Annotated in this window: 27 protein-coding genes and 5 pseudogenes; 8 read left to right on the forward strand and 24 right to left on the reverse strand. The window is 60.8% G+C overall.

Annotated features, from left to right (window positions below; all coding sequences use genetic code 11):
* Positions 1–207: 207 nt before the first annotated feature.
* Positions 208–384 carry a hypothetical protein gene (locus ACZ9BX_RS20085; RefSeq protein WP_476220104.1) on the forward strand — a complete coding sequence of 59 codons (177 nt, stop codon included), beginning with the start codon at positions 208–210 and terminating at the stop codon, positions 382–384.
* Positions 385–389: 5 nt separating this feature from the next.
* On the opposite strand, the pseudogene ACZ9BX_RS20090 reads toward ACZ9BX_RS20085, so the two are convergent.
* The 6 genes and pseudogenes from ACZ9BX_RS20090 to blh form a co-directional block, all read right to left on the reverse strand.
* Positions 390–605, reverse strand: a pseudogene (locus ACZ9BX_RS20090) (zincin-like metallopeptidase domain-containing protein); the annotation flags it as partial.
* 116 nt (positions 606–721) lie between these two features.
* Positions 722–1501: a sulfite exporter TauE/SafE family protein gene (locus ACZ9BX_RS20095; protein ID WP_476220105.1), complete on the reverse strand. Its 780-nt coding sequence runs from the start codon at positions 1499–1501 to the stop codon at positions 722–724.
* Positions 1498–1929, reverse strand: coding sequence for a YeeE/YedE family protein (locus ACZ9BX_RS20100; RefSeq protein ID WP_087003869.1), 432 nt, complete (start codon positions 1927–1929; stop codon positions 1498–1500). Before ACZ9BX_RS20100 ends, ACZ9BX_RS20095 begins: the two co-directional genes overlap by 4 nt.
* 52 nt (positions 1930–1981) lie before the next feature.
* Positions 1982–2116, reverse strand: a pseudogene (locus tag ACZ9BX_RS20105) (YeeE/YedE family protein); the annotation flags it as partial.
* Positions 2113–2451: a sulfite-sensing transcriptional repressor BigR gene (gene bigR, locus ACZ9BX_RS20110; RefSeq protein ID WP_087003896.1), complete on the reverse strand. Its 339-nt coding sequence runs from the start codon at positions 2449–2451 to the stop codon at positions 2113–2115. The pseudogene ACZ9BX_RS20105 and the gene bigR, both read right to left, overlap by 4 nt.
* A 5-nt stretch (positions 2452–2456) precedes the next feature.
* A pseudogene (blh, locus tag ACZ9BX_RS20115) lies at positions 2457–3752 on the reverse strand (bifunctional sulfur transferase/dioxygenase Blh).
* A gap of 469 nt (positions 3753–4221) precedes the next feature.
* Here blh and ACZ9BX_RS20120 point away from each other — a divergent pair.
* Entirely contained in the window at positions 4222–4371 is a 150-nt protein-coding gene (locus tag ACZ9BX_RS20120) for a hypothetical protein (RefSeq protein ID WP_280173985.1), read from the forward strand.
* A gap of 32 nt (positions 4372–4403) precedes the next feature.
* Here the strand turns inward: ACZ9BX_RS20120 and ACZ9BX_RS20125 are convergent, their stop codons facing one another.
* The 11 genes from ACZ9BX_RS20125 to ACZ9BX_RS20175 all read right to left on the reverse strand — a co-directional run bounded on the left by ACZ9BX_RS20125 (position 4404) and on the right by ACZ9BX_RS20175 (position 15090).
* On the reverse strand, positions 4404–6878 hold the full coding sequence (locus tag ACZ9BX_RS20125; protein ID WP_087003866.1) for a glycoside hydrolase family 3 C-terminal domain-containing protein: 2475 nt from the start codon (positions 6876–6878) through the stop codon (positions 4404–4406).
* Positions 6879–7409: 531 nt separating this feature from the next.
* Positions 7410–7976 (reverse strand): recombinase family protein, encoded by a 567-nt coding sequence (locus tag ACZ9BX_RS20130; protein WP_087003863.1) that lies wholly within the window; start codon positions 7974–7976, stop codon positions 7410–7412.
* 94 nt (positions 7977–8070) lie between these two features.
* On the reverse strand, positions 8071–8217 hold the full coding sequence (locus ACZ9BX_RS20135; protein WP_165928319.1) for a hypothetical protein: 147 nt from the start codon (positions 8215–8217) through the stop codon (positions 8071–8073).
* Between the two features lie 101 nt (positions 8218–8318).
* A complete protein-coding gene (locus tag ACZ9BX_RS20140) occupies positions 8319–8738 on the reverse strand; it encodes an EF-hand domain-containing protein (RefSeq protein ID WP_087003860.1) in 420 nt (139 codons plus the stop codon).
* Positions 8739–8833: 95 nt separating this feature from the next.
* Positions 8834–11038, reverse strand: a complete 2205-nt coding sequence (locus ACZ9BX_RS20145) for a copper-transporting P-type ATPase (RefSeq protein WP_165928318.1) — start codon at positions 11036–11038, stop codon at positions 8834–8836.
* Positions 11031–11708: a methyltransferase family protein gene (locus ACZ9BX_RS20150; RefSeq protein WP_087003858.1), complete on the reverse strand. Its 678-nt coding sequence runs from the start codon at positions 11706–11708 to the stop codon at positions 11031–11033. Before ACZ9BX_RS20150 ends, ACZ9BX_RS20145 begins: the two co-directional genes overlap by 8 nt.
* Positions 11701–11961, reverse strand: a complete 261-nt coding sequence (locus tag ACZ9BX_RS20155) for a DUF2933 domain-containing protein (protein ID WP_087003854.1) — start codon at positions 11959–11961, stop codon at positions 11701–11703. The genes ACZ9BX_RS20150 and ACZ9BX_RS20155 overlap by 8 nt, the downstream gene beginning before the upstream one ends.
* A gap of 57 nt (positions 11962–12018) precedes the next feature.
* The gene (locus tag ACZ9BX_RS20160) at positions 12019–13476 is read right to left on the reverse strand and encodes a multicopper oxidase family protein (RefSeq protein ID WP_087003851.1); all 1458 of its coding nucleotides are present in this window, start codon (positions 13474–13476) and stop codon (positions 12019–12021) included.
* Between the two features lie 114 nt (positions 13477–13590).
* Positions 13591–13968 (reverse strand): hypothetical protein, encoded by a 378-nt coding sequence (locus ACZ9BX_RS20165; protein ID WP_087003848.1) that lies wholly within the window; start codon positions 13966–13968, stop codon positions 13591–13593.
* 19 nt (positions 13969–13987) lie between these two features.
* Positions 13988–14293 carry a hypothetical protein gene (locus tag ACZ9BX_RS20170; RefSeq protein ID WP_087003845.1) on the reverse strand — a complete coding sequence of 102 codons (306 nt, stop codon included), beginning with the start codon at positions 14291–14293 and terminating at the stop codon, positions 13988–13990.
* A gap of 242 nt (positions 14294–14535) precedes the next feature.
* A complete protein-coding gene (locus ACZ9BX_RS20175) occupies positions 14536–15090 on the reverse strand; it encodes a recombinase family protein (RefSeq protein ID WP_425299088.1) in 555 nt (184 codons plus the stop codon).
* Between ACZ9BX_RS20175 and ACZ9BX_RS20180 the strand changes: the two genes are divergently transcribed.
* The 5 genes and pseudogenes from ACZ9BX_RS20180 to ACZ9BX_RS20200 all read left to right on the forward strand — a co-directional run bounded on the left by ACZ9BX_RS20180 (position 15059) and on the right by ACZ9BX_RS20200 (position 16287).
* Positions 15059–15256, forward strand: coding sequence for a hypothetical protein (locus ACZ9BX_RS20180; RefSeq protein WP_087003890.1), 198 nt, complete (start codon positions 15059–15061; stop codon positions 15254–15256). The genes ACZ9BX_RS20175 and ACZ9BX_RS20180 overlap by 32 nt on opposite strands.
* 194 nt (positions 15257–15450) lie before the next feature.
* Positions 15451–15588 (forward strand): hypothetical protein, encoded by a 138-nt coding sequence (locus ACZ9BX_RS20185; protein WP_244564740.1) that lies wholly within the window; start codon positions 15451–15453, stop codon positions 15586–15588.
* Positions 15589–15843: a biotin/lipoyl-binding protein gene (locus ACZ9BX_RS20190; protein ID WP_244564739.1), complete on the forward strand. Its 255-nt coding sequence runs from the start codon at positions 15589–15591 to the stop codon at positions 15841–15843. It begins immediately after the preceding gene.
* Between the two features lie 60 nt (positions 15844–15903).
* Positions 15904–15954, forward strand: a pseudogene (locus tag ACZ9BX_RS20195) (hypothetical protein); the annotation flags it as partial.
* Between the two features lie 129 nt (positions 15955–16083).
* Entirely contained in the window at positions 16084–16287 is a 204-nt protein-coding gene (locus ACZ9BX_RS20200) for a hypothetical protein (protein ID WP_244564738.1), read from the forward strand.
* Between the two features lie 234 nt (positions 16288–16521).
* On the opposite strand, the gene ACZ9BX_RS20205 is transcribed toward ACZ9BX_RS20200, so the two are convergent.
* Together ACZ9BX_RS20205 and ACZ9BX_RS20210 are read right to left on the reverse strand one after the other, a co-directional pair.
* Positions 16522–16728, reverse strand: coding sequence for a hypothetical protein (locus ACZ9BX_RS20205; protein WP_087003842.1), 207 nt, complete (start codon positions 16726–16728; stop codon positions 16522–16524).
* A 36-nt stretch (positions 16729–16764) separates the two neighbouring features.
* Positions 16765–17028: a hypothetical protein gene (locus ACZ9BX_RS20210; protein WP_087003887.1), complete on the reverse strand. Its 264-nt coding sequence runs from the start codon at positions 17026–17028 to the stop codon at positions 16765–16767.
* 80 nt (positions 17029–17108) lie between these two features.
* Here ACZ9BX_RS20210 and ACZ9BX_RS20215 point away from each other — a divergent pair.
* Positions 17109–17348: pseudogene (locus ACZ9BX_RS20215) on the forward strand (thiamine pyrophosphate-binding protein); the annotation flags it as partial.
* Positions 17349–17544: 196 nt separating this feature from the next.
* On the opposite strand, the gene ACZ9BX_RS20220 reads toward ACZ9BX_RS20215, so the two are convergent.
* Genes ACZ9BX_RS20220 through ACZ9BX_RS20240 form a run of 5 tightly spaced genes read right to left on the reverse strand, consistent with a single transcriptional unit; the run spans position 17545 to position 22689 of the window.
* A complete protein-coding gene (locus ACZ9BX_RS20220) occupies positions 17545–18294 on the reverse strand; it encodes a TIGR04290 family methyltransferase (RefSeq protein ID WP_425299087.1) in 750 nt (249 codons plus the stop codon).
* Between the two features lie 14 nt (positions 18295–18308).
* Positions 18309–19352, reverse strand: a complete 1044-nt coding sequence (locus ACZ9BX_RS20225) for a UDP-glucuronic acid decarboxylase family protein (RefSeq protein ID WP_087003836.1) — start codon at positions 19350–19352, stop codon at positions 18309–18311.
* Positions 19353–19373: 21 nt separating this feature from the next.
* Entirely contained in the window at positions 19374–20477 is a 1104-nt protein-coding gene (locus ACZ9BX_RS20230; RefSeq protein WP_087003833.1) for a CgeB family protein, read from the reverse strand.
* The gene (locus ACZ9BX_RS20235) at positions 20474–21562 is read right to left on the reverse strand and encodes a CgeB family protein (RefSeq protein WP_087003830.1); all 1089 of its coding nucleotides are present in this window, start codon (positions 21560–21562) and stop codon (positions 20474–20476) included. The genes ACZ9BX_RS20230 and ACZ9BX_RS20235 overlap by 4 nt, the downstream gene beginning before the upstream one ends.
* Positions 21559–22689 carry a CgeB family protein gene (locus tag ACZ9BX_RS20240; RefSeq protein ID WP_087003827.1) on the reverse strand — a complete coding sequence of 377 codons (1131 nt, stop codon included), beginning with the start codon at positions 22687–22689 and terminating at the stop codon, positions 21559–21561. The genes ACZ9BX_RS20235 and ACZ9BX_RS20240 overlap by 4 nt, the downstream gene beginning before the upstream one ends.

Here is a 22689-nt window from a genome sequence, read left to right on the forward strand (position 1 = left end):
GACGTGGCCGATGACAGCAATGGGAGGGAACTTGGACGTGCCGGCCTCGTCAGCGCGTGCCATGTCGGAACATCGCAGCCGCGAACCCGCTGCTCTGTCTCGGTGTCACAGCGCTGACATTGGATGCGACAAACTCGGCCGCCCGGGCAGTTGCCTCCTGTTATCAACGCGATAATGTCGGACCGTGATTCGTCGCCTGGAGGATCTATGCGTCAGCAGACAAAGCCGTTTATCGTCGAAATCAAGCAATCCCGAAAGCTGAAAGCCACCGACCGGAAACCATCGATCTGGGGGAAGCTGGACCTCACGTCCGATCAGAACACCTTGGGGGAGAGAGAGCCGAAAGGGCTGTCTGCCGTTGCGGATGACAACGACCGACCTTAGCATTTCTACGCGGCCGCTCTCTCGTCGGCCTGAATGGGTTGGAGACCGCGCAGGAAGCCGACAGCCCGCTGGGCATGCGCCGCCGCCTGAAAGATAGCCCGTTTGTCGTTGGAAAGAACCTGCAGCCACGAGCTGAGGTAAGACGCATGGTCCGGCCGTGGCTCCAGCTCCGGCGCGATCCCGAGATCGGCGCAAAGGAAGCAGCTGCCGAGCTCGGCAACATATCCTGACAGTCAAGAGAGCGAGGTCGCCTTTCGGCCCGAAGCGGTCATTACGCCTCTCAAAAAGTGGCAGCCGGCTAACAGCGCTGTGGACCTGATGCTCTTCATCGCGGCGCTCACACAAGGAACGCTGAACCGCTTTTGTAAAGGATGCAGGCGGCGACAGCATAGATGAGTATCGAGAAAATCCTATTGAGCACGTTCTTGTAGGCCGCAAGCCTTGTCGCAAGCAACATACCCAAAACGCCTCCGGCCACGCCGCCGCTGATGAACTGGGCCGCCAATGTCCAGTCGACCAATCCCGACATCGCGTAGTTGATTGAAGTCGCCAGTCCGAATGCACCAACAGCCAGCAGCGACGAGCCGACGGCGCTGATCATCGGCATGCCCGTAGCGGCCATCAGGCCCGGCACGATCAGGAACCCTCCGCCGATGCCGAAGAATCCGGACGCTACGCCAGACGCCAGCGCAACGGCAGTGGTGGTCAGGCACATTCTCGTATCAACAGGCCGCGGAGCGGCATGCACGGCCTTCTGTCCACGCAGCATGATAGTCGCGATCACAATCATCACGATGCCGAAGAAGAAGAGGAGAGCGGAGCCATCCATGGCTTTGCCGAGTGACGACCCAGCAAGCGCTCCGATCGATCCGATTGCGGCGAAGACCAAGGCGCAGCGCCACCAAATCTTGCCTTTCGTGGCGTGTGAGGCGAGGTTGGCGAACGCGTTCATCGAGACGGCAAGCGCTCCTGTTCCGATCGCGACATGCGGCTGGGCGACCCCCACGACGTAGAGCAGAAGCGGAGTGGCAAGGATTGAGCCTCCGCCACCGAGCAGTCCCAACATGAAACCCACCAAGCCGCCTGACACGACAGCCGCTATGATGCTCGTGTTCAATTGACTTGCCCAGCCCATCTGTCGTGAGCGACCATCCCGAGCACCATCGCAAAAACAAAGACAATGACCTCCACCTTCCCCAAAGCGAGCGCCGAAATCGCCGGGCCGGGACAAAATCCGGCAATGCCCCAGCCGATGCCGAACAGGGCCGAACCGACCACGAGACGACGATCGATCGTCTGCGTTCCGGGAAGGTGGAACTCCCTGTCGAATACTGGCTTCGAAAGACGGCGGGATACGGCTACGCCAAGGAAGGCGACGACAACAGCGCCACCCAGAACGAATGCCAGGCTCGGGTCCCACGCGCCGAACACATCGAGAAAACCTTGCACGCGCACGGGGTCGAGCATGCCGGAGAGCGACAGACCCAGTCCGAATATAAGACCGGAAACCAAAGCCGTCGCGATCTTGGGAACGCTGTTCCTCATGACATAAACCCTCTGATGAAACTGACGGTCACGACGCCAGCGGTCAGGAAGGTGACATATGCGAGCCCTGCGCCAGTCTTCCGACGATGCCGCTGATTCCAGCGATCCGGCCGTTGAGGAGCAGGAGCATCGACGCCGAAAGGCCGATGAGCATGCCGCCTGCCAATGATGGGAAAAATTCGATCATTCGATGTCTCCGTCGGCGCAGAAGATGTCGTAGAGCGCGCCAACGAGACGCTCCGCCTTCCGTGCCGTCAATTTGTAGTAAATCTGTTTGCCTTCCCGGCGCGTTTCGACGACCTCCGCCTCCCGTAAAACGGTCAGTTGCTGCGAGAGATTGGGTTGGTGGATGTCGAGTTTCTCTTCGAGTTCGCTGACCGAATACTCGGCCTTGATAAGGGTGCAGACGATCATCAGCCGCATCGGATGGGCGAGCGTCTTGAGAAGCTCCGAGACTTCGGATGCTTTGTCCTGCAGGTCGGTGAGGTCCGCCACGCGCTGGCCTGACTTGTCGGGATTCATGTCCGTCACCAGGCAGCGCCCTCCAAGGCGTCCAGTGGAATCTTGAGGTAGCGTTTTCCGTTATCCTCCGGTTCGGGCAACCGACCGCCGCGGATATTGACCTGCAACGAATGCAGGATGAGCTTCGGCATCGGCAGCGTCCTGTCACGCTCCGTCCTGATCTTGACGAAGCCGGCGACATCGCGGCCGACAATGTGCTGGTTTTGCCGCTTCTGTTCGCCGACCGTGCTTTCCCATTTTGGCTGGCGTCCGTCCGGTTGGTAGTCGTGCCCCGTGAACAGGCGCGTCTCGTCCGGGAGCGTCAGGATTGCTTGGATCGAATTCCAGAGGTCGGATGCGTTGCCGCCCGGGAAGTCGGCGCGCGCTGTGCCGCTGTCTGGTTGGAAGATTGTATCGTGCACGAAGGCCGCATCTCCGATAACATAGGTCACCGATGCCAATGTGTGGCCCGGCGAGAACATCACGCGTCCTCTGATCGATCCGACCGTGAATTCCTCGCCATGGGCGAACAGCTTGTTCCACTGAGAACCGTCTGTGGCCAGTGAGGGCCAGTTGTAGATGCCCTTCCAGAGTTTCTGGACATCCACGACGCGTTCACCGATCGCGGTCGGTGCGCCTGTCTTCGATTTCAGGTATTGGGCGGCGGAGAAATGGTCCGCATGCGGATGGGTGTCGAGAATCCATTCGACCTAGAGGCCCTTCGTGGCGACATATTCAAGGATGGTGTCCGCATTCTTGGTTGCCGTCGCGCCGGACTTTTCATCGAAGTCCAGGACCGGATCGACAATCGCACACTTTGCCGTGGTCGGGTCCGACACCACATATTGGACGCTCCATGTGCGCGGATCAAAAAAGCCCTTGACCTCGGGCCGCACCAAATAGTGGCGCGAAAGCCATTTTTCCGCGGCCGAAAGGTCAAAGCCGTACTTCCGGCCATACGCCGCGACGTCACTCTGCCCGATGCGGCCGTCGAGGACTTCGCCAACGACATGAAGAAGCAGCGCTCGGGTGCCGGATTTGCAGTGGGCCATCACCTTTCCCCCCGCATCGACGAAAGCCTTCTGGAACGCGCGCACATCAGCTTCAGTGATCGACGGACCTGTGACGGGAATGAAGGTGTACTTCATCCCGGCGCGTCGGGCTGCGTCTCGTTCCCTGACGTTGCCAGGCTGATCGGCGTCTTCGAGGTCGGGACGGACGTTGATCAAAGTCTTGAAACCTTGGGAGCCAAACTGGCCGATCGCATCCATATCCGGCTGTGCGCCAACCCAAAGCTGCTCTGTTATCCGAGTGACGGACATGACTTACTCCTCATTCAATATACATAATAATATAATGTATATTGAATGGCTGTCAAGGTGTCCTTCGACTGTCGTGTGGCGGCTAGCGCGTGCAATAGGAACCGCAGATGCACGTCTCCTTTTGGCGCGAAGCCGCCGAAGGGTTCGTCTGCAGTCGCAACGAGCGCACGCTCCAGGTAAAGCTCGATTTCGCGGACGCTTTTGCCCTCAAGCAAGGCGATCTCGGCGATGGTCCTGCCTCTCGACACCACCGAAGGCAGGACTTTTCAAGTGGCGAAAGGATCGATGTCTCTATGTTACGTTATAACATATCACATAATAGGAATTATGGAACTAAGCTGCGGTTTCGGAAGTGTTGCTTTTCCCACCGAAACCGCACTCTTTGGAACATGACGGTCATTTGGGCAATGTTGCTTTTTCGATCCTAATGACCTTTTAGGCAACCTTCCGAAACCTTGTGAAAGGTCATTTGGCTGTAGCGTTCTCGCGCTACACTGAAGTGCAGCGCACACTGGCCCGCCAGATGTTCTCCACCATCCGTGAAAATATCAGCCCGGCGATTGCGGCAGCTGCATTCGTCTTCATCGCAGGAACGATCCTGATTATGAACGCAGTCTGAAGCACAACGGAATTCTCATCGGATCCGTGGCTTTAGGTTCGCAATGGCGCTGGCCGCTCAGGTTCAAGCCACGTTTCGGACAGGGCGATCCGGACTGTGCCGCGGATATCCAGCGCATGGGCCGCAACGACGAGCTCGTACTCGCCGGCTGGTGCGACAAACGCTTTCGCTTCGACATCGAAATAAGCGAGGTCGCGCAGGCGTATCCCGAGGCTGACCGTCCCCTTCTTGCCCGGCGCCAGACGCAGCTTGCCGAAGGCCCGCAGTTCCTTGTCTGGCCGGTCGATCTTTGAGCCGATCGGACGAACGTAGAGCTGCACGACGTCCGAGCCGGCTCGAGCCCCGGTATTCGTCACGTCCACCTCGACTGAAACGCCCGCTTCTCCGATCGTTGATGAGGAGAGCCGCGGCGCGCTCCACTCGAAGCTGGTGTAGCCAAGGCCATAGCCGAATGGAAAAAGCGGTGTGATCGCGCGCGTGTCGTGATGGCGATAGCCGACATAGATGCCTTCGCTATACACGACATGGCCGTCCTTGCCCGGATAGGTCAGCGGATCGTCGGTAAAGGACGAGTTGTCGGCAAGCGACTTCGGGAAGGTTTGCGGCAGGCGGCCGCCCGGCTCGACATCGCCGAACAGCACGTCGGCCACAGCATTGCCGAGTTCCTGGCCCGGATACCACATCTGCAGGACGGCTGCGACGTCGCCAAGCCACGGCATGGCAATCGGCCCGCCGGTCTGCAGGACAACGACCGTGTGCGGATTGACCGCAGCGATGCGGGCGATCATCTCGTCCTGGCGACCGGGTAAGGAAAGACCGGGCAGGTCGCGGCCTTCAGTATCCCACTCGCCTTCGCGGCCGGCAAACACCACTGCCACATCGCATTCGCGGGCGCGGCTTACCGCTTCCTCGACAGCGTCATCACCCAGAGGCACTTCGACACCGAAGCGGATGGCGCTGAAGGCGATCCCTTCGAAGGTTTCGTCGAGTGTACGGAAATCGATCGACACCGCGTAAACGTGGCCGGCCTCAAGCGTCATTTCGTTGCGTACCTCGACATTGCCGAGACCGAAGAAATTGTCGCCTTTCTGCCAGCCATCCTGGCAATTCACCAACAGATGACCATCGACAAAGAGCTTGCCGAGGCCGGCGGTGGTCATGCCGAAGACATGCTCGCCGCTTGTCTCGGGCTTGAAGCTCCCGGTGACCCGGGCAGAGAAGCTCTTGCGGTCGACCACATCCGGCAGATCGAACCAAAAGAACTCACCCGCCGTGCCATCCTGACGCCAGACAACAGGGCCGCTGCAATCGGTGCTGGCGAAGAATTCTACAGCGAGCGGACCGGAGAACAGCCGGGTCAAACGATTGTTCTGTACGCCCCTGGCATGAAACACGCTGTTGGCGCCGGAAAGCGTCTTGCGGATGCCTTCGAGCGGGCTGACCTTGTAGTGGGCGTTGATCTGAGCACTGCCGCCACCCATGACGCGGGCTTCATCGGCATTCGGCCCGAGAACGGCGATCCTGTCCAGCGATGACTTGTCGAGCGGCAGGATGCCATTATTCTTCAAGAGCACGGCGCCCTCAGCGCCGAGCTTGCGGATGAGCGCCCTATGATGCGGATGGTCCTCGGCCTTCTCATCAGTCATCAGCGGATCGGCGAATGCGCCGACGCGCTCCAGAAGCAAGAGCATGCGACGGGCCGATGACCGCACGGTCTTGGGGTTCACCTTGCCGTCTTTTACCGCCTGGACGAGCTTTTCCCCGCGATCGCGCGCCGGACCCGGCATTTCTAGGTCAAGCCCTGCATTGACGGTCTCACCAGTCGAATGAGAGCCAAACCAGTCCGACATGACGATGCCCTCGAAACCCCACTCCTCGCGCAGCACTTCGGTCAAAAGCCAGGAATGCTCGCTGGTATAGGTGCCGTTCAGGCGGTTATAGGAGCACATCACCGCCATGACGCCAGCTTTCTTCACCGCCGCTTCGAAGGGCGGCAGATAGATTTCGCGCAACGCCCGCTCGTCGACATCGGACGACATGGTCTGGCGTTCGATTTCGGATTCATTCGCTGCGAAATGCTTGACGGTTGCCGCGACCCCGCCACCCTGGACGCCCTCTATATAGGCGACAGCCAGTTCGGACGTCAGATGCGGATCTTCGGAATAGCATTCGAAATTGCGGCCATTCAGGCCGGAGCGATGGATATTGACTGTCGGTGCCAACAGGACGCGGGCGCTCTTGGAGCGCGCCTCCTCGGCCAAAGCGGTGCCCATGTCCCGCACCAGCTCCGGATTCCAGCTCGCGCCGAGCGCAATCGCGGCCGGGAAACAGGCCGATTTCACGCCACCGACAAGCGATCCGCCGCCGCGCGCTCCGTTCGGCCCGTCGGTTACCTTGATCTTTGGAATGCCGAGCCACTCGATCGGAACCGTCGTCCAGAAGTCCGCGCCCGACAACAGGGATACCTGCTCTTCAAGGGTCATCTTGTCCAGAAGTGCGTCGATCATCGGTTCCCTCCCTTATGACGATGTTTCGAATGGTTTCACCTGACGCCGGGAACCAGCGCGCTCAGCAAGACATGCACAAAATCGCAAAAAGCGGCTACGGTCTATACCAAAGGCACGCGCTGTTCGATGGAAAACCCTGAGCCGAGTGCAACCAAATCGTGACGGAAAGACAGATCGCAGCGAGGCTGGTAAAATCCGGCCTCTAAGCCATGGCGGATCTTCACCGCAGGTCATTAGGGTTTCATCGGCCCCCGAAAGGGGGGGCGGTTTCCGTATTTGCTCCCAAAGTGCGTAAGTTTATCGATCTGGCAACGATGAACCAATGAGTGCTAATTCCGACGTGAAGCCGGCCGCCATATGTGGCGAACGACCTTCCCTCGAGACATGACGAGATCGTATCCGTGAGCATCAAATTCCGAGCGCAGCATCTCAACATCGTAGACGCCTTTTCGCCACAGCTCCCGGAGGGCATCCCCAACGAAAACGTGCTCTACGATCCTCTCGCAAAGGGTGGAGTAAAGGTAGTTAGATTCAACCTGCATTGGCGCCCTTACGAGCCCAAACTCGTTTGACCTGGCTTTCGCTACAACCGGCGAGCTTCGCTGTCCGGGCAATACTATTTCCTCCCAATTTGCCGGTCGATTTCGCCAGATCAATGCCTTGCCGTTGGCGTTCACGCCGATCCTCGAAATCGTCCCGAGCCATTTGCAGCGCCAGCTTCAGCAGCATGTCCTGGATTGCCTCGAGCACGATCTTGGCAACGCCATCCGCGCCGGCAGCGAGATCACTGAGATCCACCACGCCGGGCACGGCCAAGCGTGCACCTTTGCTCCAGATCGCCGCGACCAGCTTCTCGGCCTCAGGTAATGGCAGCCGACTAATGCGGTCGATCTTTTCGGCGATGACGATTTCGCCTGGCTGAAGATCCGCGATCAGGCGCAGCAGCTCCGGCCGATCGGCGCGAGCGCCTGAGGCCTTCTCGCGGTAGACGCCGGCGACATAGTAACCGGCCTGCTTCGCGTCGCCGATGATCGTCTCTTGGCGATCCAGGTCTTGTCCTTGAGTACTTACGCGCAGATACACTCGGGCGATGTGCATTGCCTCTCCTGATGGTCAAATAGGGTATACCCCCATGCGCCATGGCTCGGATTGAGCTGCGCCGGATGGCCCAATAGGCTGGCAAATAGCTAGCTCATCTTGCGAGGAACAGCACCGCCTCTGACTTCAGGCTGACCGACCGGCCGCCGCCGAACGAAGCGGTATGGACGGCAGGTCCGGGCGCGGCCGCAAGGGGCGCGGATTGCCCATACAGGATCAGGAACAGAAGGACTCGCAACATCGCCCCCTTCCATGGTCAATGCAAACCGATCTTATCGTATCCTTGGTAACACCGCGACCATGGATCACGCCCCCGAAGGGAGCACCTCGCCCGGCGGTTCGCTACTCGCGCATGAACGCCTGCATCTCCTCAGGCGTGACCTTGCCGTTCTTGTCGGCATCGACACTGTTGAAAATGCGTTTATGGATCGTCGTCACTTCCTCGAAGGAAAGCGCACCGTCGCCGTCGGAGTCCGCGACAGCAAACATGATCTTCATCATATGCCCGCGCATGTCCATCATCGGCATGCTCATCATGCCCCGCCCCATCATCCCGCCGGGCATCATGCCGGGACCGCCGGGCATTGCCCCTTGGCCCTGACCCGTTGTTCCCTCGTCCGCCTCGGACGCCTGCGCCGATGTCGCAGGATGATGCGGGTCGGCTTCGTTCGTTTGTGAGAGCGCGACACCAGCTCCGCCGACAGCGATCAGCGTGGCCAGCATGGCCAGCATGGCCGCATGTGGCAATCTTGTTGTCGTCATGTCCATTCTCCTTTTGCGTGGTCTTCTTCCACCTGCGTCCTCTATCCTGCGCAGGACAGGCATTCACAGATCATCCTCCAGCAGGCGCCGGCGGCCTAGTCCAAGGACGACCGGCGCAGCCGCAGCGAGTTGCCGATGACACTGACAGAGGACAACGCCATAGCGGCGGCCGCGATGATCGGTGAGAGCAGCAGCCCCAGGGCCGGATAGAGCGCGCCGGCTGCTATGGGCACGCCGGCTGCGTTGTATATGAAGGCGAAGAACAGGTTCTGGCGGATGTTGCTCATCGTGGCATGGCTGAGCTTGCGCGCCCTGGCGATGCCCTGCAGGTCGCCCTTGAGCAGCGTCACGCCGGCACTTTCGATCGCGACGTCGGTTCCCGTACCCATGGCGATGCCGACGTCGGCGGCGGCAAGCGCCGGGGCGTCGTTGACCCCGTCGCCGGCCATTGCGACGACGCGTCCTTCGCTTCGAAGCCTGGCGACCACCTTTCCCTTGTCTTCCGGCAGGATCTCCGCCTCCACCTCGTCGATGCCGAGCCGGCGCGCCACCGCTTGCGCCGTCGTCCTGTTGTCGCCGGTCAGCATAACGACGCGGATGTTCTCCTCCTTGAGTGAGCGCAGCGCCTCGGGCGTCGTCGCCTTGATCGGATCGGCGATGGCGACAAGACCGCCGACCTTGCCGTCGATGGCGACATAAATCACTGTCGCGCCCTCGCCGCGCAGCGCGTCGGCCTCGGCCATGAGAGCGGCAAGATCGACGCCTGCCTCAGCCATGATCCGGTGGCTGCCGATGACCAGCTTCCTGCCATCGACCGTACCGGTAACCCCTTTGCCGACGGGGCTGTCGAACTCGCGGGCCTCGCTCAGGGCAATGCCCCTCTCCTGCGCCGCTGCGACAATGGCCGCGGCAAGGGGATGTTCGCTGGCACGTTCGAGCGTTGCGGCCAGCCTCAGGAGTTCCGCTTCGTCTATTCCTCCGACTGCCTTCAATTCGGTTACCTTCGGCCTGCCTTCCGTCAGTGTGCCGGTCTTGTCGACGATCAGCGTGTCGATCTTTTCGAAGCGCTCCAGCGCCTCGGCGTTCTTGATGAGGACGCCCATTCGCGCACCGCGCCCGACGCCCACCATAATCGACATCGGCGTCGCCAGTCCGAGAGCACATGGGCAGGCGATGATCAGCACGGCGACGGCGGCGACGAGGCCGTGGGCAAAGCGCGGTTCCGGTCCCCATACGCCCCAGGCGACGAAGGCGGCGACCGCGATTAGGATCACCGCCGGGACGAACCAGCCCGATACCTGGTCGGCGAGACGCTGGATCGGAGCGCGAGAACGCTGGGCGTCTGCGACCATGCGGACGATCTGCGACAGCATCGTGTCGCGCCCGACCTTGCCGGCCCGCATGACGAAGCCGCCGCTCCGGTTCATGGTGCCCCCAATCACCTTCGCGCCGACGTCCTTCGTGACCGGCATGGATTCGCCCGTAATCATGGATTCGTCCACGGAGCTGCGCCCCTCGACGAGCTCGCCGTCGACAGGCACCTTTTCGCCCGGACGGACGCGCAGGCGGTCACCGACCGCAACGGCGTACAGCCCGACGTCCTCGTCGGAGCCGTCGTCCTTGATGCGGCGTGCCATCTTCGGTGCGAGGTCGAGCAGCGCCCGGATGGCGCCGCCGGTCTGCTCACGCGCCCGCAGTTCCAGAACCTGGCCCAGCAGCACGAGTACGGTGATGACCGCCGCTGCCTCGAAATAGATCGCGACCGAACCGTCGACAGCGCGGAACGTGGCCGGGAAGATGCCAGGCACGGCCGTAGCGACGACGCTGTAGATCCAGGCCACGCCCGTGCCCATCGCGATCAGCGTGAACATGTTGAGGCTGCGGTTGACGAGCGAGGCCCACGCGCGCTTGAAGAACGGCCATCCGGCCCATAGAACCGCGGGCGTGGCCAGCACGAGTTGGATCCAGTTGGAAAGCTGCGCTCCGAGCAACATGTGCAGGTTGGTGAGATGGCCGCCCATCTCGAGCGCGAGAACGGGCAGCGACAAGGCCAGTCCGATCCAGAACCGCCGCGTCATATCGACAAGTTCGGCACTTGGTCCGGTCTCCCTCGTGGTGACCTCCGGCTCGAGCGTCATGCCGCATATCGGACAGGTGCCGGGGCCGATCTGCCGGATCTGCGGATGCATCGGGCAAATATAGATCGCACCTTCTGGGGCCCCCGGCTTGGAAACCGCTTCTTCCTCGTGATGGTGATGGCCGCCATGGGCATGGCCCTGCTGGACGTTGTGGTCAGTCATGGACGGCTCCTCCTCGATGGCTGCCGGCGGCATCCGTTCCGCGGCCGAGGCTTGGGATGAAGCGGGGAACGGTCCTGGCATAGGCGTCCCATTTGGCTCCAAACTCGGCCCGCGAGGCCCCCTCCTCGCGGTCCGCAAGGCGAATATAGACCCATACCAGCACCGGAAACATGACGAGCGTTACCACGGTCGGCCATTGCAGTAGGAATCCGATCATGATGACGACGAAGGCGTCGTATTGCGGATGGCGGACGCGGGCATATGGTCCGGTTGTCGCCAGACGGTGGTCACACTGCGCGGCGTAGAGCACGTGCCAGCTTGAGGCGAGCAGCCAGAAGCCCGCGATGATCAGGGTGTTGCTGAGAAGGTGGAACGGCCCGAAATGCGGGTTGACGCGCCAGCCGAACATCATCTCGAGCAGATGGCCAGCGTCGTGCGACCAGAAATCGATACCTGGAAACTGGCGACCGAGCCAACCCGACAAAAGATAGATGGTCAGCGGAAAGCCGTACATCTCCGTGAAAAGCGCGACGACGAAGGCGGAGAACGCTCCGAGCGTTCGCCAGTCCCGCTTTGTGTCAAGCCTCATGAAGCTTGCGGCGAAGACAATGAACACCACGGAATTGATAATCACCAGGCTCCAGAGCCCGTAGGCCGGGGTGTCAGACATCGTCCGTCTCCTTATGTTGCGTCATGCGCGCATCGCGACCCGAATGATCGTGGTGGCCGGAATGGCCGCCGTGTCCGTGATGCATGAACATGTGCATGAGCGGACAGGCCAGGATGAGAAGCCACGGCAGGATGCCGAGGACGTGCACGCGGTGCTCGTAGGCGACGAGCCCTGCCGCGATGACGGCGAAGGCGATAAAGACGGTTCGGCTGTACGTGCTCCATGCCGACGGAGAGGGATGGTTCTGATCCATGAGGATGCCTCGATTCCATAGAGTTGCAGAAAGGGGTTCGCGGTCTCGGAGATCGCGTCAGCCCATGCCGTCATAGGTGACGTAGGCCATCATGCCCGTCGCCATGTGGTAGAGGTGATGGCAGTGAAGCGGCCAGCGGCCAGGATTGTTGGCATCGAAGGCCAAGGTGACGCTCGCCATCGGCGGCACCAGGACCGTATCCCGCACGGCGCCCGCAAGCGGCGTCCCGTTGATGGCGGTTACCTGGAAATGATGGCCGTGCAGATGCATCGGATGCGCCATCATCGACGTGTTGCTGATGGCGACCTCGATCCGCTCGCCACGCTTCACGAGAAGACCGTCAGCGCCATCGATGCCCCAGGTATAGGCGGCCATGTTGCCCGTCAGCGAGAGCTCGAAGCGGCGGTCCGCCGGACGTGCCCCCAGGGGACTGACAGCGCGCAGCCGCTGTTCGAAATCGAGCCCGAGAACCGGCCCCTTCGCTTCGCCCGCGACCGGAATCCTGCGGATCTCCGCGCCTGCAGTGACCAGGAGGACGCCCGTGCGTTCCGCAGCACCTTCGCGAAGGGCAAGGACGGGAAACGCCCCGCCCTGCTTCGGCAGGCTCAGGCGGATATCCAGGCGCTGGCCCATGGCGATGGGGAACGACTTCCCGGCGACCGGCGCCACGTCCTGCCCATCGACGGCGACCAGTTCTCCGGAAAGGCGGCCGGTGTCGATGGTGAAGGCGGTCGCCGTCGCGCCGTTGATGATGCGCAGGCGGACGTGGCCGCCCTTGTCGACCCTGACGACTTCGGGATCGTCGAGCGCGCGGTCGTTGGCGAGATAGGCGTCGTAGTCGATATCATTGAGGTCCATGGCCGCCATTCCCGGCATCGCCATGCCCATATGCTGCATGCCGGCCATTCCTTTCATCGAACCGTGATCCATCGGCATGACGCCGGGCGCGGCATTCCCCTTCAGCTTCGCCAGCAGTTCCTCCGCTGACAGGAAGGAGAAGTCGTGCAGCAGGACGATGACGTCCTGCTCGTCCCGCTTCAGGTCGTCGGCGGTCCGCACGATCAGCGGGGCGGCGAGCAGGTTCTGCTCCTGCAGCGTGTGGGCGTGCATCCAGTGCGTGCCGCCGGCGCCGACCGGAAAGGTGTAACGGCGGGTTTCGGACGGCTGCAGCAGTGCCGCCGGATTGTCCGGCACGCCGTCGGCCGCCCACGGCGGCGTCAGACCATGCCAGTGGATCAGCGTCGGCTCGTCGATGGCGCTGGACAGCGCGACGTCGAATTCGGTTCCGGCCTCCAGCGCCAGACCCGGCCTGCCGTCGGGCTGGACAAGCCCGAAGACGCGGGCGGCTCTGCCCTTAACGTCGATGGTCCGGTAGCCGACGGACAGGGCACGCGGCGAAGCCGACGGTTTAGCGGCGCTGTCCAGTGCCCAGGTGCGGATCGGATGAAGGGCGGGCGATGTTCCAAGCGCTGCTGCGCCGACCATCAGGCCGTTGAGAAAGTCACGACGTTTCATTGTGGTGCGGTCCTTGGTTCCGGGTCGGCATAGCCGACCATTGGTCTTGGGCACCCAGAGGAGGAAGCCCGTGGAAGCGACCAGAAGCCGCAACGAATGCGGCTTCTGGTGTCCTCAGACCGGAAGACGAGGAGGACCGAGCGTGGGCGGGAGCGCCAGACCGCTTCCGGTCTGGTCGCCCCATGCGAAACGGAGGAAGGAACCTATGGCTGCGGGAGCGCCCGTCCTGTCCATGCTGGCCAGGACGATGCAGAAGCCGCATGGGACTGCGCAGCAGGGCTTGTGATCAGGAGTGTGAAGGCCGCCTTGGAGCGAGACGTGGGCGTCCTTTGTCACAAAGGAGGAATGCTCGAACCCGGCGTGCCCGTGGGTCGGGCGTTCATGGCACTGCATCGCCTGCGCTGTGGCCGCGGGCGCAAGCAGAAGCGCGAGTGCGACCAGGAAGGTCAGCACTGCGTTCACCCATGCGAACTTGCGACGGTCGGCGACCATGTGGGCTCCGCTCCCCTGCTCAGCCGAAGCGCCGGCTGATGAAGTTGAAGATCGCAGCGATCAATGCTCCTGCATATCCGCCGAAGATGACGCTTTGAAGGAGGCCTAGCGCCAAGCTTCTGAGATCGAAGCCCGTCAGGCCGAGATAGAACTGCAGCCAGGGCCTGTGCAGGCCCCATTCGGGAGCGACGATGCCGAGAAGCATGCAAAGCAGGAACGATGTGGCCGCGAAGGCGGCAAGTGTTGCGCCAAGGATCGGGACGGAGACATGCGCCGGCGTCGCCGGAGATGCTTCGGGATGGGACTGCAAGGTTATGTTCGCCATTGAACGATCCTCCATCGCGGCTGTCCGTACAGCCATGATGATAGATTAGTATTGAACCTTTCCTTCGGCGGGTTCTTTGATTCAAATCAATAATGCCGAAATGGACCATTGAAGCCAGGAAACATCTCAGGATGCGGCTGATCCAAAAAACAGCGGATATATCTGAGACAAGATTTCCGTCTTCGTGCTTTCCCTTTGACGTCGAGCCCAAACGCGCTTCACCTGGGCTTCGCTACATCCGGTCAGCTTGGCCGTCCTGCTGATGCTGTTGCCGCTAGACCGGAAGACAATATGCGTTCATGTGTCACCTGGTCTGCCTGACGACCGGCATACTTGCCGCTCGCCTTTGCCAGTTCGATGCCCTGCCGCTGGCGTTCACGGCGATCCTCGAAATCGTCCCGAGCCATTTGCAGGGCGAGCTTCAGCAGCATTCCTTGGAGAGATTCGATTACAATCTTCGCAATGCCGTCAGCACCCGCCGCGATGTCGGTAAGTTCCACAATACCGGGCACGGCAAGGCGTGCGCCCTTATCCCGAATTGTCTCGATCAGCTTTTCAGCCTCGGGCAAAGGCAGACGACTGATGCGGTCGATCTTTTCCGCGATTACGACTTCGCCGGGCTGAAGATCCGCTATCAGACGCAGCAGCTCCGGCCGATCGGCGCGAGCGTAGCTTGGTTGAGTGCATAGCGGCCGAAGGTGAAGCAATCGGAACAATTGCTCGACTGCCGTGTTCGTTCCGCAACGAAAGGAGCATGCTATGGCAATCAAGAAGCCGAGAGATGGTACGCCAGGCACGACGGATCAGTCGCCACGCTGGGAAGGCCCTCCCGCGACAAAGCCCTCCGGATATCTGCCGGCCAAGGATAACCCTGAACGCGACCGCGACGCGCATGGCGAAAACTTGAACGATCCTAAGGTCAGGAAGGTGTCTGACGCTTTCAAGACTAAGAAGAATCGGTAGCGGCTGCACCGCGTTGAATGAAAAAGCCGGATCGCATTTTTCTCCGGCTTTCGTCGCAAGAACTAGTCGGCGCTAGCCTTTTTGCTCAATCCAAAACGCGGGAATCTCACGTGTCCCTGGATCAGCGCACCTCTCAGAAAGCCGAGAAAACGGAATATCCGCGGGAGGTTCCTGCGGAAAGGACCCAACAGCAAATGGATGCACACGAGAAGGAGGACAATCGCTCTTTCCTTCACCGCCATCCGCTGATGGTCGTTCTCGTCATAGGTTCTTTGCTGCTGCTCTCGATCGCAGGTTATTTCATCTGGCTCGTCTATTTCCATCCATATTAAATGACGGATGATGCCTTTGTGGAGGCCCGGCGCTTTTCGGTGGCGGCCAAGGTTTCCGGCTATGTGTCGGAGGTTGCCGTTACCGACAACCAGCACGTCATGGCAGGCGACGTGATCCTGAAAATTGATCCTCGAGACTACCAGATCGCGCTGGAACAGGCCAATGGGCAGGTCGGAGTTGCCAGTGCCGCGATTAGGGCCGTCGTGGCGCAGATTGCAGCCGGCGCGGCAGCGATTGACGAGGCGAAGGCATAACTGAACTCGGCCGCCGCCGAACTCCAGTTCGCAAGAGACGACGCCAATCGCCAGCAACAGCTGGTCAAAAGCGGCGCCGGCTCGCAGCAGGCTCCGAAACAGTCGGGTTCGACGCTGCGGCAGGCCGAGGCGAGTTTTGCTCAGGTCCAGGCGAAGGTTACCTCGGCTGCGAAGAACAAGGCGGCGCCCGAGGCGCAGAAAGCAAGTGCCATCGCAAGTCTCGCTCAAGCGAAATCGCAGGTGGAGGCTGCCCGCCAGAACCTGCAATATACGACCGTCACTGCCGCCCAGCCGGGCCGCGTGGCCCGCCTCAGCGGATCGAAAGGTGAATATATCGAAGCCGGCCAGGCCGTTGCGATGTTCGTACCAGACGAGATCTGGGTCAGCGCCAATTTCAAGGAGACACAGCTTGCAGACTGCGCCCCGGTCAGCCCGTTGGCCTGAGGATCGTTCAAGTTTTCGCCATGCGCGCGCGTCTCAGGCACCCCGTCAGCGCGAAGCGGCTGCGACACTCACTCGGTGACATGCTTGCACACGCGCCCGGAAAATCGGCAAGAGCGCATATGCCATCAAATAAGCGCGCTTTGAGACCGCGCGGTGCAATGGGATTGCCTGGCGATACTGCTATCACGCGGGACTGAGGCGCAGGCGCCTGGATTGCTTTTGACACCTATTGCCTTACTTATTTGTTCTCCCGCGCTGCCTTGGATTGATACCGCCCTGCGGCGTGGTGTCATTGGCGACATCGCCTTCAATCGTATTTTCTCCCTGCAGGGCTTCGTCATCCGTTGGTTCTGAAAGGCCTTTGGACCGGCCGATGCCGGGATCTTCCTTCAGGTCGCGATCGCTCGGCTTGCGGGTCTTCGGATGTTTGGTCGCTGTCATGATCGGCTCCCTTCGTGCGGGCCACTCGGGTCGGCTTCAGTGGCGTGCCACGAACTTGCTGAACCGACTCGTTCGGCCGTCGTCCGTCTTTTCCTGATAGAGGAAGGCGAGCTTGTTTTCGTCGAAGATTTCGAAGAACTTGTCCCAGGAAATTTTCTCCAGCGATTCTTCGGGTTCCCCGAAATCGATGCGAAGGATACCTCCCGGCTCCCGGCCTTTCACCCGAGCCGGATGACCCTGTCGGGCTTCCACCCAGTTGCGGATCTCTTGGTGATCCGTCGTCGTGTTCGAAGCACTCATGAAATCCTCCATTCGAGATTCACTTGAGCATGTCCGGCTAACCTCCAGCGACCTGGATTGTTCCCGCCATTGCCGATGACCTGGCAATCACCGTTGGCGATTTTATTGTCTCGCGTCTCAACGAATGGGGCGTGAAGCATATGTTCGGCTATCCCGGCGACGGCATCAACGGCGTCTTCGGCGCCCTGAACCGCGCGCATGACAAGGTCTCGTTCATTCATGCCCGTCACGAGGAAATGGCGGCATTCATGGCTTCAGCCTATGCGAAATTCTCAGGGGATCTCGGTGTCTGCATCGCAACCTCGGGCCCGGGCGCGTCTTCCAAGCGAGGAATTGCGGGCCCAAGATGCATTTTTCATGGCCGAAACAATCATAGAGAGGCCCCGGGAACACCCACCTTTGGCGGAGGACGTCCGCTGGGACCCCGCCTGCGGCCGATTGATTTAGACATTCCAGGACAAAAAGCGCCCGGTGCCAGTTCAAGAGTGGAGGTCCTGGTCGGTCGAACGGGAATGTTCATGCCTTCGAGATCGCAGGCGGAGCTTCAACCGCGTAGTGCCGTTTGCCGCGGCTGAGCAGATAAACCTCACGCTCGGGGTTCTGCTCAATGTTGAAACCTGAGCTCCTCAGCATTGCCTCGATGCCGGCTCTATTTGGAATGAACCAATTCGTCGGATCGTCGGAATAGCGTTCTTCCACAAAAAACAGCTTCGGATAATCCGATCGCTCAAACATGTCCCACCGTGAGAAGTCATAGTTTCCCTCGAGGCGAGAGATGGTGTCATCGCCGCGCTGCATGCACTGAAACAGCATCGTCTCGCCGACGACATGCTCGTAGAGGAGATCGAGGGCCAGCAGGGGATGACGCAGATGGTAAAGAACGCCCATGAAAAGCACGAGGTCGAATTTCTCGCCTAGCTTTTCGACGTCATAGATGGACATCTGCCGGAAATCGATGTCCGCGCCTGTGCGATCTGCCGCAAATCTCGCCTGCTCCAGATAACGCGCGTCAGAATCGATCGCCACCACTTGCCCAGCGTTGCGGCGGCGCATCTCAAGCGAATAGAAGCCGGCGTTGCAGCCAATGTCGAGGACACTGCGCCCTTCCAGATCATCGGGTACGACATGCTTGAAGCCCGCCCACTTGAAGCTCGGATAATCGCCGAGAAAGTGATCAGGGGCGGTCTCGACGCCTTGGATGCGAATATTGTGAAACCATGGCCCGAGCGCCCTGATCTGGCGTTCAAGATCTTCCCTGTCCGTCATGCTGAAGTTCATGATCAAATGCCCATCGCTCGGCTGGCTGCACGATTTACGGCCACTTCTCGCCGTTTGGCGCGGCGCATCAGCGTACGTTCGGCGAGCGTCTGCTCAAACCAGGCGATCGTCTGCGGCAAGCCTTCCGAAAGTGGAACCTTCGGTTCCCATCCCAGAAGCATGCGTGCTCTTGTGATGTCCGGACGGCGGCGCTGCGGATCGTCGGCAGGCAACCGCTTGTAGACGACCTTTGATCGTGTCGGCACCATGGCCAGCACCATTTCAGCCAGTGCGGCAACGGTGAATTCACCAGGATTGCCAATGTTGACCGGCACGCCGGGATTGGGTTGGATATTCGTCAGCCGTACCAGACCATCGATGAGATCGGAGACGTAGCAAAACGCTCTTGTCTGTTCGCCGGTGCCGTAGATCGTCAGAGCCTCGTTGCGGAGTGCCTGAACGATGAAATTGGAAACGATGCGGCCGTCCTCGGGTTTCATGCGCGGGCCGTAGGTATTGAAGATGCGCACGACGCGAGCATCGACCCGGCCTGCACGCAGGCTGTCGAAGCAGAGCGTCTCTGCGGCCCGCTTTCCTTCATCATAGCAGGCGCGAGGCCCTGTGCAGTTCACGTGCCCCCAATAGTCCTCCTGCTGCGGATGCACCTCCGGGTCTCCATAGACTTCGCTGGTCGATGCCTGCAGGAACGTTGCGCCATGGCGTTCGGCGAGCCGCAGCAGCTTTCCGGTGCCGGCGACACTCGTCATCATGGTATGGACCGGGTCGGCCTGATAGAGTGGAGGCGAAGCCGGACAGGCAAGATTATAGACCTGATCGAGCGGCTCGCCGATCTGAAGCTCGTCGCAGATATCTTGCTCGATCAGGCTGAACTTCGGGTGGTTCTGCAGGGGAGCGACGTTGATCGGCGAACCGGTCAGGTAGCTGTCCACGCAGATGACGCGGTTGCCGGCAGCAAGCAGCGCATCGCACAGGTGCGATCCGACGAAGCCAGCGCCGCCGGCGACGAGAATGGTTTTGCCCTTCCCTGCTTTGGTCCTATCCAGCATCGGCCTTTTCTCCTTTTGAACTCAAGCGGAAATCCGGTGATCTTGCCGTTCGATGCCGCTATCTGCGAGCATCGCGGCAAATTCCTTGGCGCGTGCCAAACCCGTATGGTGGCTGGCGACCCTTTTGTACGCTTCATCTGCCATGGCCTTGCGGCGCTCTGTGCCAAGCCCGGTTAATGCCGCGACAACCTGAGCAGTATTGCGGGCGACGATGGCGGCTGTTCCTTCCGGCAGCAGTTCGTCGAGCCCCTCCCAGAAGTCGCTGATGATCGGGGTCTGGCACGCTGCGGCTTCGAACAGCCTGACGCTCGGCGACCATCCCGCAGCGATCATGTCGGCGCGAGTGATGTTCAGCGTGAAGCGCTGCCGGCTATAGAAGGACGGATGCTCGGAAGGCGGCAGGTGGTCGATCCGCTCGACGTTATCGGGCCACGTCGTATCTTCCGGATATTGCGGACCCGCAACGACGAAGCGCATGTGGGGCAATTGGCTTGCCGGTTCGATCAGAAGGCGGCAAAGCGCTGCCTGACGGTCGGGGCTGTATGTGCCGAGATAGCCAAGATCCCATGCAAGCGGCTCGCCTGTATTGCGGTAGCGCTCGGAATCGACCGAGCAATAGAGCGCTTCGGCCCGCCGTGCGCCATACGATTTCGTAAGCCGGCCGAGAATCATAGGACCGCCCGAAAAGGAGAAATAGATGTCGAAGCGCGCGATCTGCCGGCGTGCCAGGTATTGTTCGTCGCCGCGATCGAGTGACGCGAGCGTGACCGGAGTATCAATGTCATAAAAGCAGAGGCGGTTCGGCTCAAGGGCTGCAACCATGTCGATGACGGCAATGCCTTCGGGCACGTAAGAGCCTATAATGACGGCATCGGCGCGCTTCATCCTGTCGCCGAAGCGGGAGACGAGTTCTTCAATGCCGTTATAATAGGACAGCTCGCAGAAATCCGGCGCCGGCAGGTCGCGCTGGCTCGCATACCAGGGAACGTCGCGCTCCAGAAACAGGACATCGTGCCCTTCCGCGTTCATGCCGCGTAGCAATGCGCGGAAAGTGGTGGCGTGACCGTTTCCCCAGGAGGAGGAGAGCGAGAGGCCGAGAACGACGATATCGAGGTGCCGGGTCATTCGGCGGCCTCCATCCGGTGCGGATGCGATCGGAAGATGCGGTCTGCTTCGTTGGCGCGATGGTCGTACGTGTGCTCCCGCAAGACGCGCTCCAATGCGCGCCTGCCGATTTCTCCGGCTCGTTGGTGGCTGAGATTGGCCAGAAGGTCAGCGACGTCTTTCCCGTCGCGGACAACGAGCACCTCCTCGCCGGGCTTCAGGAAAAGCTCGATCCCTTCCCAGTCGTCCGTCATGAGGCATGCCCCTGCCCCTGCTGCTTCGAAGACCCGCGTGGCCGGTGAAAAGCCGTTTGCCGCCATGCTGGCGCGCGAGATATTGAGGACGGCCTTTGGCGTGACATTGAAGGCGTTGTGGTCGCAGGTCGGGACGTGGCCGATGTATTTGACGTTCGGCGGCATCGGCTTGCCGTGCCAGCCGGAACCGCCGAGCACGAAAACCTGATCCTCCAGCCGCGCGGCAGGTTCCAAAAAAAAGGATTCCACACGTGCTTCCCGGTCCGGAAGGCGGTTGCCGAGAAAGGCGAGATCGGCGGCAAACCGTGCATCAGGTCTGACAGGATGGTGGGTTTCAGGGTCGAGCGCATTGTAGATTGGAATGCAGTCCCTGGCGCCGATGGTGCGGTAAGCTTTGACGACGGGATTGCCGCCGCCGTAGGTCAGCACGAGATCGAGAGTGGGAAGCGCATGCCGCAACGGCTGATCAGGCTGTTCACGAAGTGCTGCAAGGGTGGCCGGCGCATCGACATCCCAGAAGATCTTCAGTGCGCCTGGACGCGCCGCCAGCATGACTTCCTGCAGGAGGAGGTCGTCTTCAAATCCGACGCCGCTTGCCTTTATGACAATATCGGCGTTCCCGGCTTCGACGGCGGCATTCTTCAGCGCCTCGACCGTGCCCTCATAGACGACCACGTTGCACCAGTCCGGTGGCTCGATATCGCGATGCTTCTGACGGTCGTAGATATCCGGCTCGTAGAAAGTGATGTCGTAGCCCTTGGCCGAAAGCGCCCGCAGCAGCCCGCGGTAATACGTAGCCGCGCCGTTCCAGTAGGCCGAAACCAGGCTCGATCCGTAAAAGGCGATTTTCATTGCGCAGCCTCCCTTCCGCTGATAGCGCTGGTGACGCGATGGGTGCCGTGCGTGGCGAGGATGTCGAGGAGTTCATTCACGCGATGGCGGCAGGTGTGGCGGGCGTGAACTGTCTCTATGCCGCAAGCCGCAAGATCGGCGGCGAATGCTCGATCCCGCAGCACGTCGATGAGCAGCCGCCTCATTGCCCGGCCATCGCGGGCAAAGAGGAAATCCTTGCCCGGGCGGAACAATCCTTCGGCGTCGTCCCACGGTGCCGATATCAATGGAATGCCGCAGGCAAGAGCCTCGAATATGCGAATGGTGGGAATGCCAGGCAGAGCGTCGACATAAGGCCGGCGAGGTATGTGCATGGTCACGCGATTTTCTGCAAATGCGCGTGGCACCGATGCATTTGCGATCCAGCCGCCATAGACGATCCCCGCGCCGTCCAATGCCCGCAGGGCATGATCCGGATAGCGGACGCCTCGTACGGTGGTTTTCAGACGGATTGACCGGACAGGCTCCACCAGAAAGGCCGCGATCTCGGCACTGCGCTCGTCGTCTCCCCAGTTTCCTATCCAGATCAGATCGCCGGTTTTTTCAACCTCCGGCATCGGGTAAAACAGCGCCTCGTCCGCCGCCTCATGCCAGGTAAAGACGTTCCTGCCCCACCCGGAGCGCAGATAGCGCTGCCGAAGCGTTTCGCCGAAGGCAAGGACGACGTCGTAGTCCTCAAGATCAAGAGCGGCGATATCGCCTTGCGCCGAAACGGCACGGTGATGCGTGTCGTGAAAGACAAGCGTGAATTTTCCGCCGTTCCGTCGGGCCCGGCCGAGCCGGGCGACGAGTGCAGGATCTGTCCATTCATGGACGATGACGACATCGGCCTCGCCGACTGCCGCTTCGTGATCAAAGCCGCTATCGTAGATGCGCGAGCGCAGTTGCGAAAAAGCCTTTTCGAAGTCCTCAAGTGCCTGAGGGCCCTGATCGGCGAGAAGGTTTAGTCGGCTCCAGGCATTTTCCGGTTCGAGCGCCAGCGCTTCGTGACCACGACGGATGAGATCGCGCATGACGCCCCTTAGAAAGTGGGCGTTGCCGTGGTTCCAGTCTGATATCAGCGAATGGGTATAAAACAGGAACTTCAT

Source organism: Rhizobium sp. USDA 3886 (genome assembly GCF_056279785.1).

Excerpts from the sequence above, each read along its gene's own strand:
- ACZ9BX_RS20190 (WP_244564739.1), top strand. The coding sequence starts at position 15,589 with ATGACGGATGATGCCTTTGTGGAGGCCCGGCGCTTTTCGGTGGCGGCC.
- ACZ9BX_RS20085 (WP_476220104.1), top strand. The coding sequence starts at position 208 with ATGCGTCAGCAGACAAAGCCGTTTATCGTCGAAATCAAGCAATCCCGA.
- ACZ9BX_RS20225 (WP_087003836.1), bottom strand. The coding sequence starts at position 19,352 with ATGCTGGATAGGACCAAAGCAGGGAAGGGCAAAACCATTCTCGTCGCC.
- ACZ9BX_RS20100 (WP_087003869.1), bottom strand. The coding sequence starts at position 1,929 with ATGAGGAACAGCGTTCCCAAGATCGCGACGGCTTTGGTTTCCGGTCTT.
- ACZ9BX_RS20135 (WP_165928319.1), bottom strand. The coding sequence starts at position 8,217 with ATGTTGCGAGTCCTTCTGTTCCTGATCCTGTATGGGCAATCCGCGCCC.
- ACZ9BX_RS20240 (WP_087003827.1), bottom strand. The coding sequence starts at position 22,689 with ATGAAGTTCCTGTTTTATACCCATTCGCTGATATCAGACTGGAACCAC.
- ACZ9BX_RS20140 (WP_087003860.1), bottom strand. The coding sequence starts at position 8,738 with ATGACGACAACAAGATTGCCACATGCGGCCATGCTGGCCATGCTGGCC.
- ACZ9BX_RS20160 (WP_087003851.1), bottom strand. The coding sequence starts at position 13,476 with ATGAAACGTCGTGACTTTCTCAACGGCCTGATGGTCGGCGCAGCAGCG.
- ACZ9BX_RS20210 (WP_087003887.1), bottom strand. The coding sequence starts at position 17,028 with ATGAGTGCTTCGAACACGACGACGGATCACCAAGAGATCCGCAACTGG.
- ACZ9BX_RS20150 (WP_087003858.1), bottom strand. The coding sequence starts at position 11,708 with ATGTCTGACACCCCGGCCTACGGGCTCTGGAGCCTGGTGATTATCAAT.
- ACZ9BX_RS20165 (WP_087003848.1), bottom strand. The coding sequence starts at position 13,968 with ATGGTCGCCGACCGTCGCAAGTTCGCATGGGTGAACGCAGTGCTGACC.
- ACZ9BX_RS20145 (WP_165928318.1), bottom strand. The coding sequence starts at position 11,038 with ATGACTGACCACAACGTCCAGCAGGGCCATGCCCATGGCGGCCATCAC.
- ACZ9BX_RS20230 (WP_087003833.1), bottom strand. The coding sequence starts at position 20,477 with ATGACCCGGCACCTCGATATCGTCGTTCTCGGCCTCTCGCTCTCCTCC.
- ACZ9BX_RS20130 (WP_087003863.1), bottom strand. The coding sequence starts at position 7,976 with ATGCACATCGCCCGAGTGTATCTGCGCGTAAGTACTCAAGGACAAGAC.
- ACZ9BX_RS20185 (WP_244564740.1), top strand. The coding sequence starts at position 15,451 with ATGGATGCACACGAGAAGGAGGACAATCGCTCTTTCCTTCACCGCCAT.
- ACZ9BX_RS20155 (WP_087003854.1), bottom strand. The coding sequence starts at position 11,961 with ATGGATCAGAACCATCCCTCTCCGTCGGCATGGAGCACGTACAGCCGA.
- ACZ9BX_RS20205 (WP_087003842.1), bottom strand. The coding sequence starts at position 16,728 with ATGACAGCGACCAAACATCCGAAGACCCGCAAGCCGAGCGATCGCGAC.
- ACZ9BX_RS20220 (WP_425299087.1), bottom strand. The coding sequence starts at position 18,294 with ATGACGGACAGGGAAGATCTTGAACGCCAGATCAGGGCGCTCGGGCCA.
- ACZ9BX_RS20125 (WP_087003866.1), bottom strand. The coding sequence starts at position 6,878 with ATGATCGACGCACTTCTGGACAAGATGACCCTTGAAGAGCAGGTATCC.
- ACZ9BX_RS20170 (WP_087003845.1), bottom strand. The coding sequence starts at position 14,293 with ATGGCGAACATAACCTTGCAGTCCCATCCCGAAGCATCTCCGGCGACG.
- bigR (WP_087003896.1), bottom strand. The coding sequence starts at position 2,451 with ATGAATCCCGACAAGTCAGGCCAGCGCGTGGCGGACCTCACCGACCTG.
- ACZ9BX_RS20235 (WP_087003830.1), bottom strand. The coding sequence starts at position 21,562 with ATGAAAATCGCCTTTTACGGATCGAGCCTGGTTTCGGCCTACTGGAAC.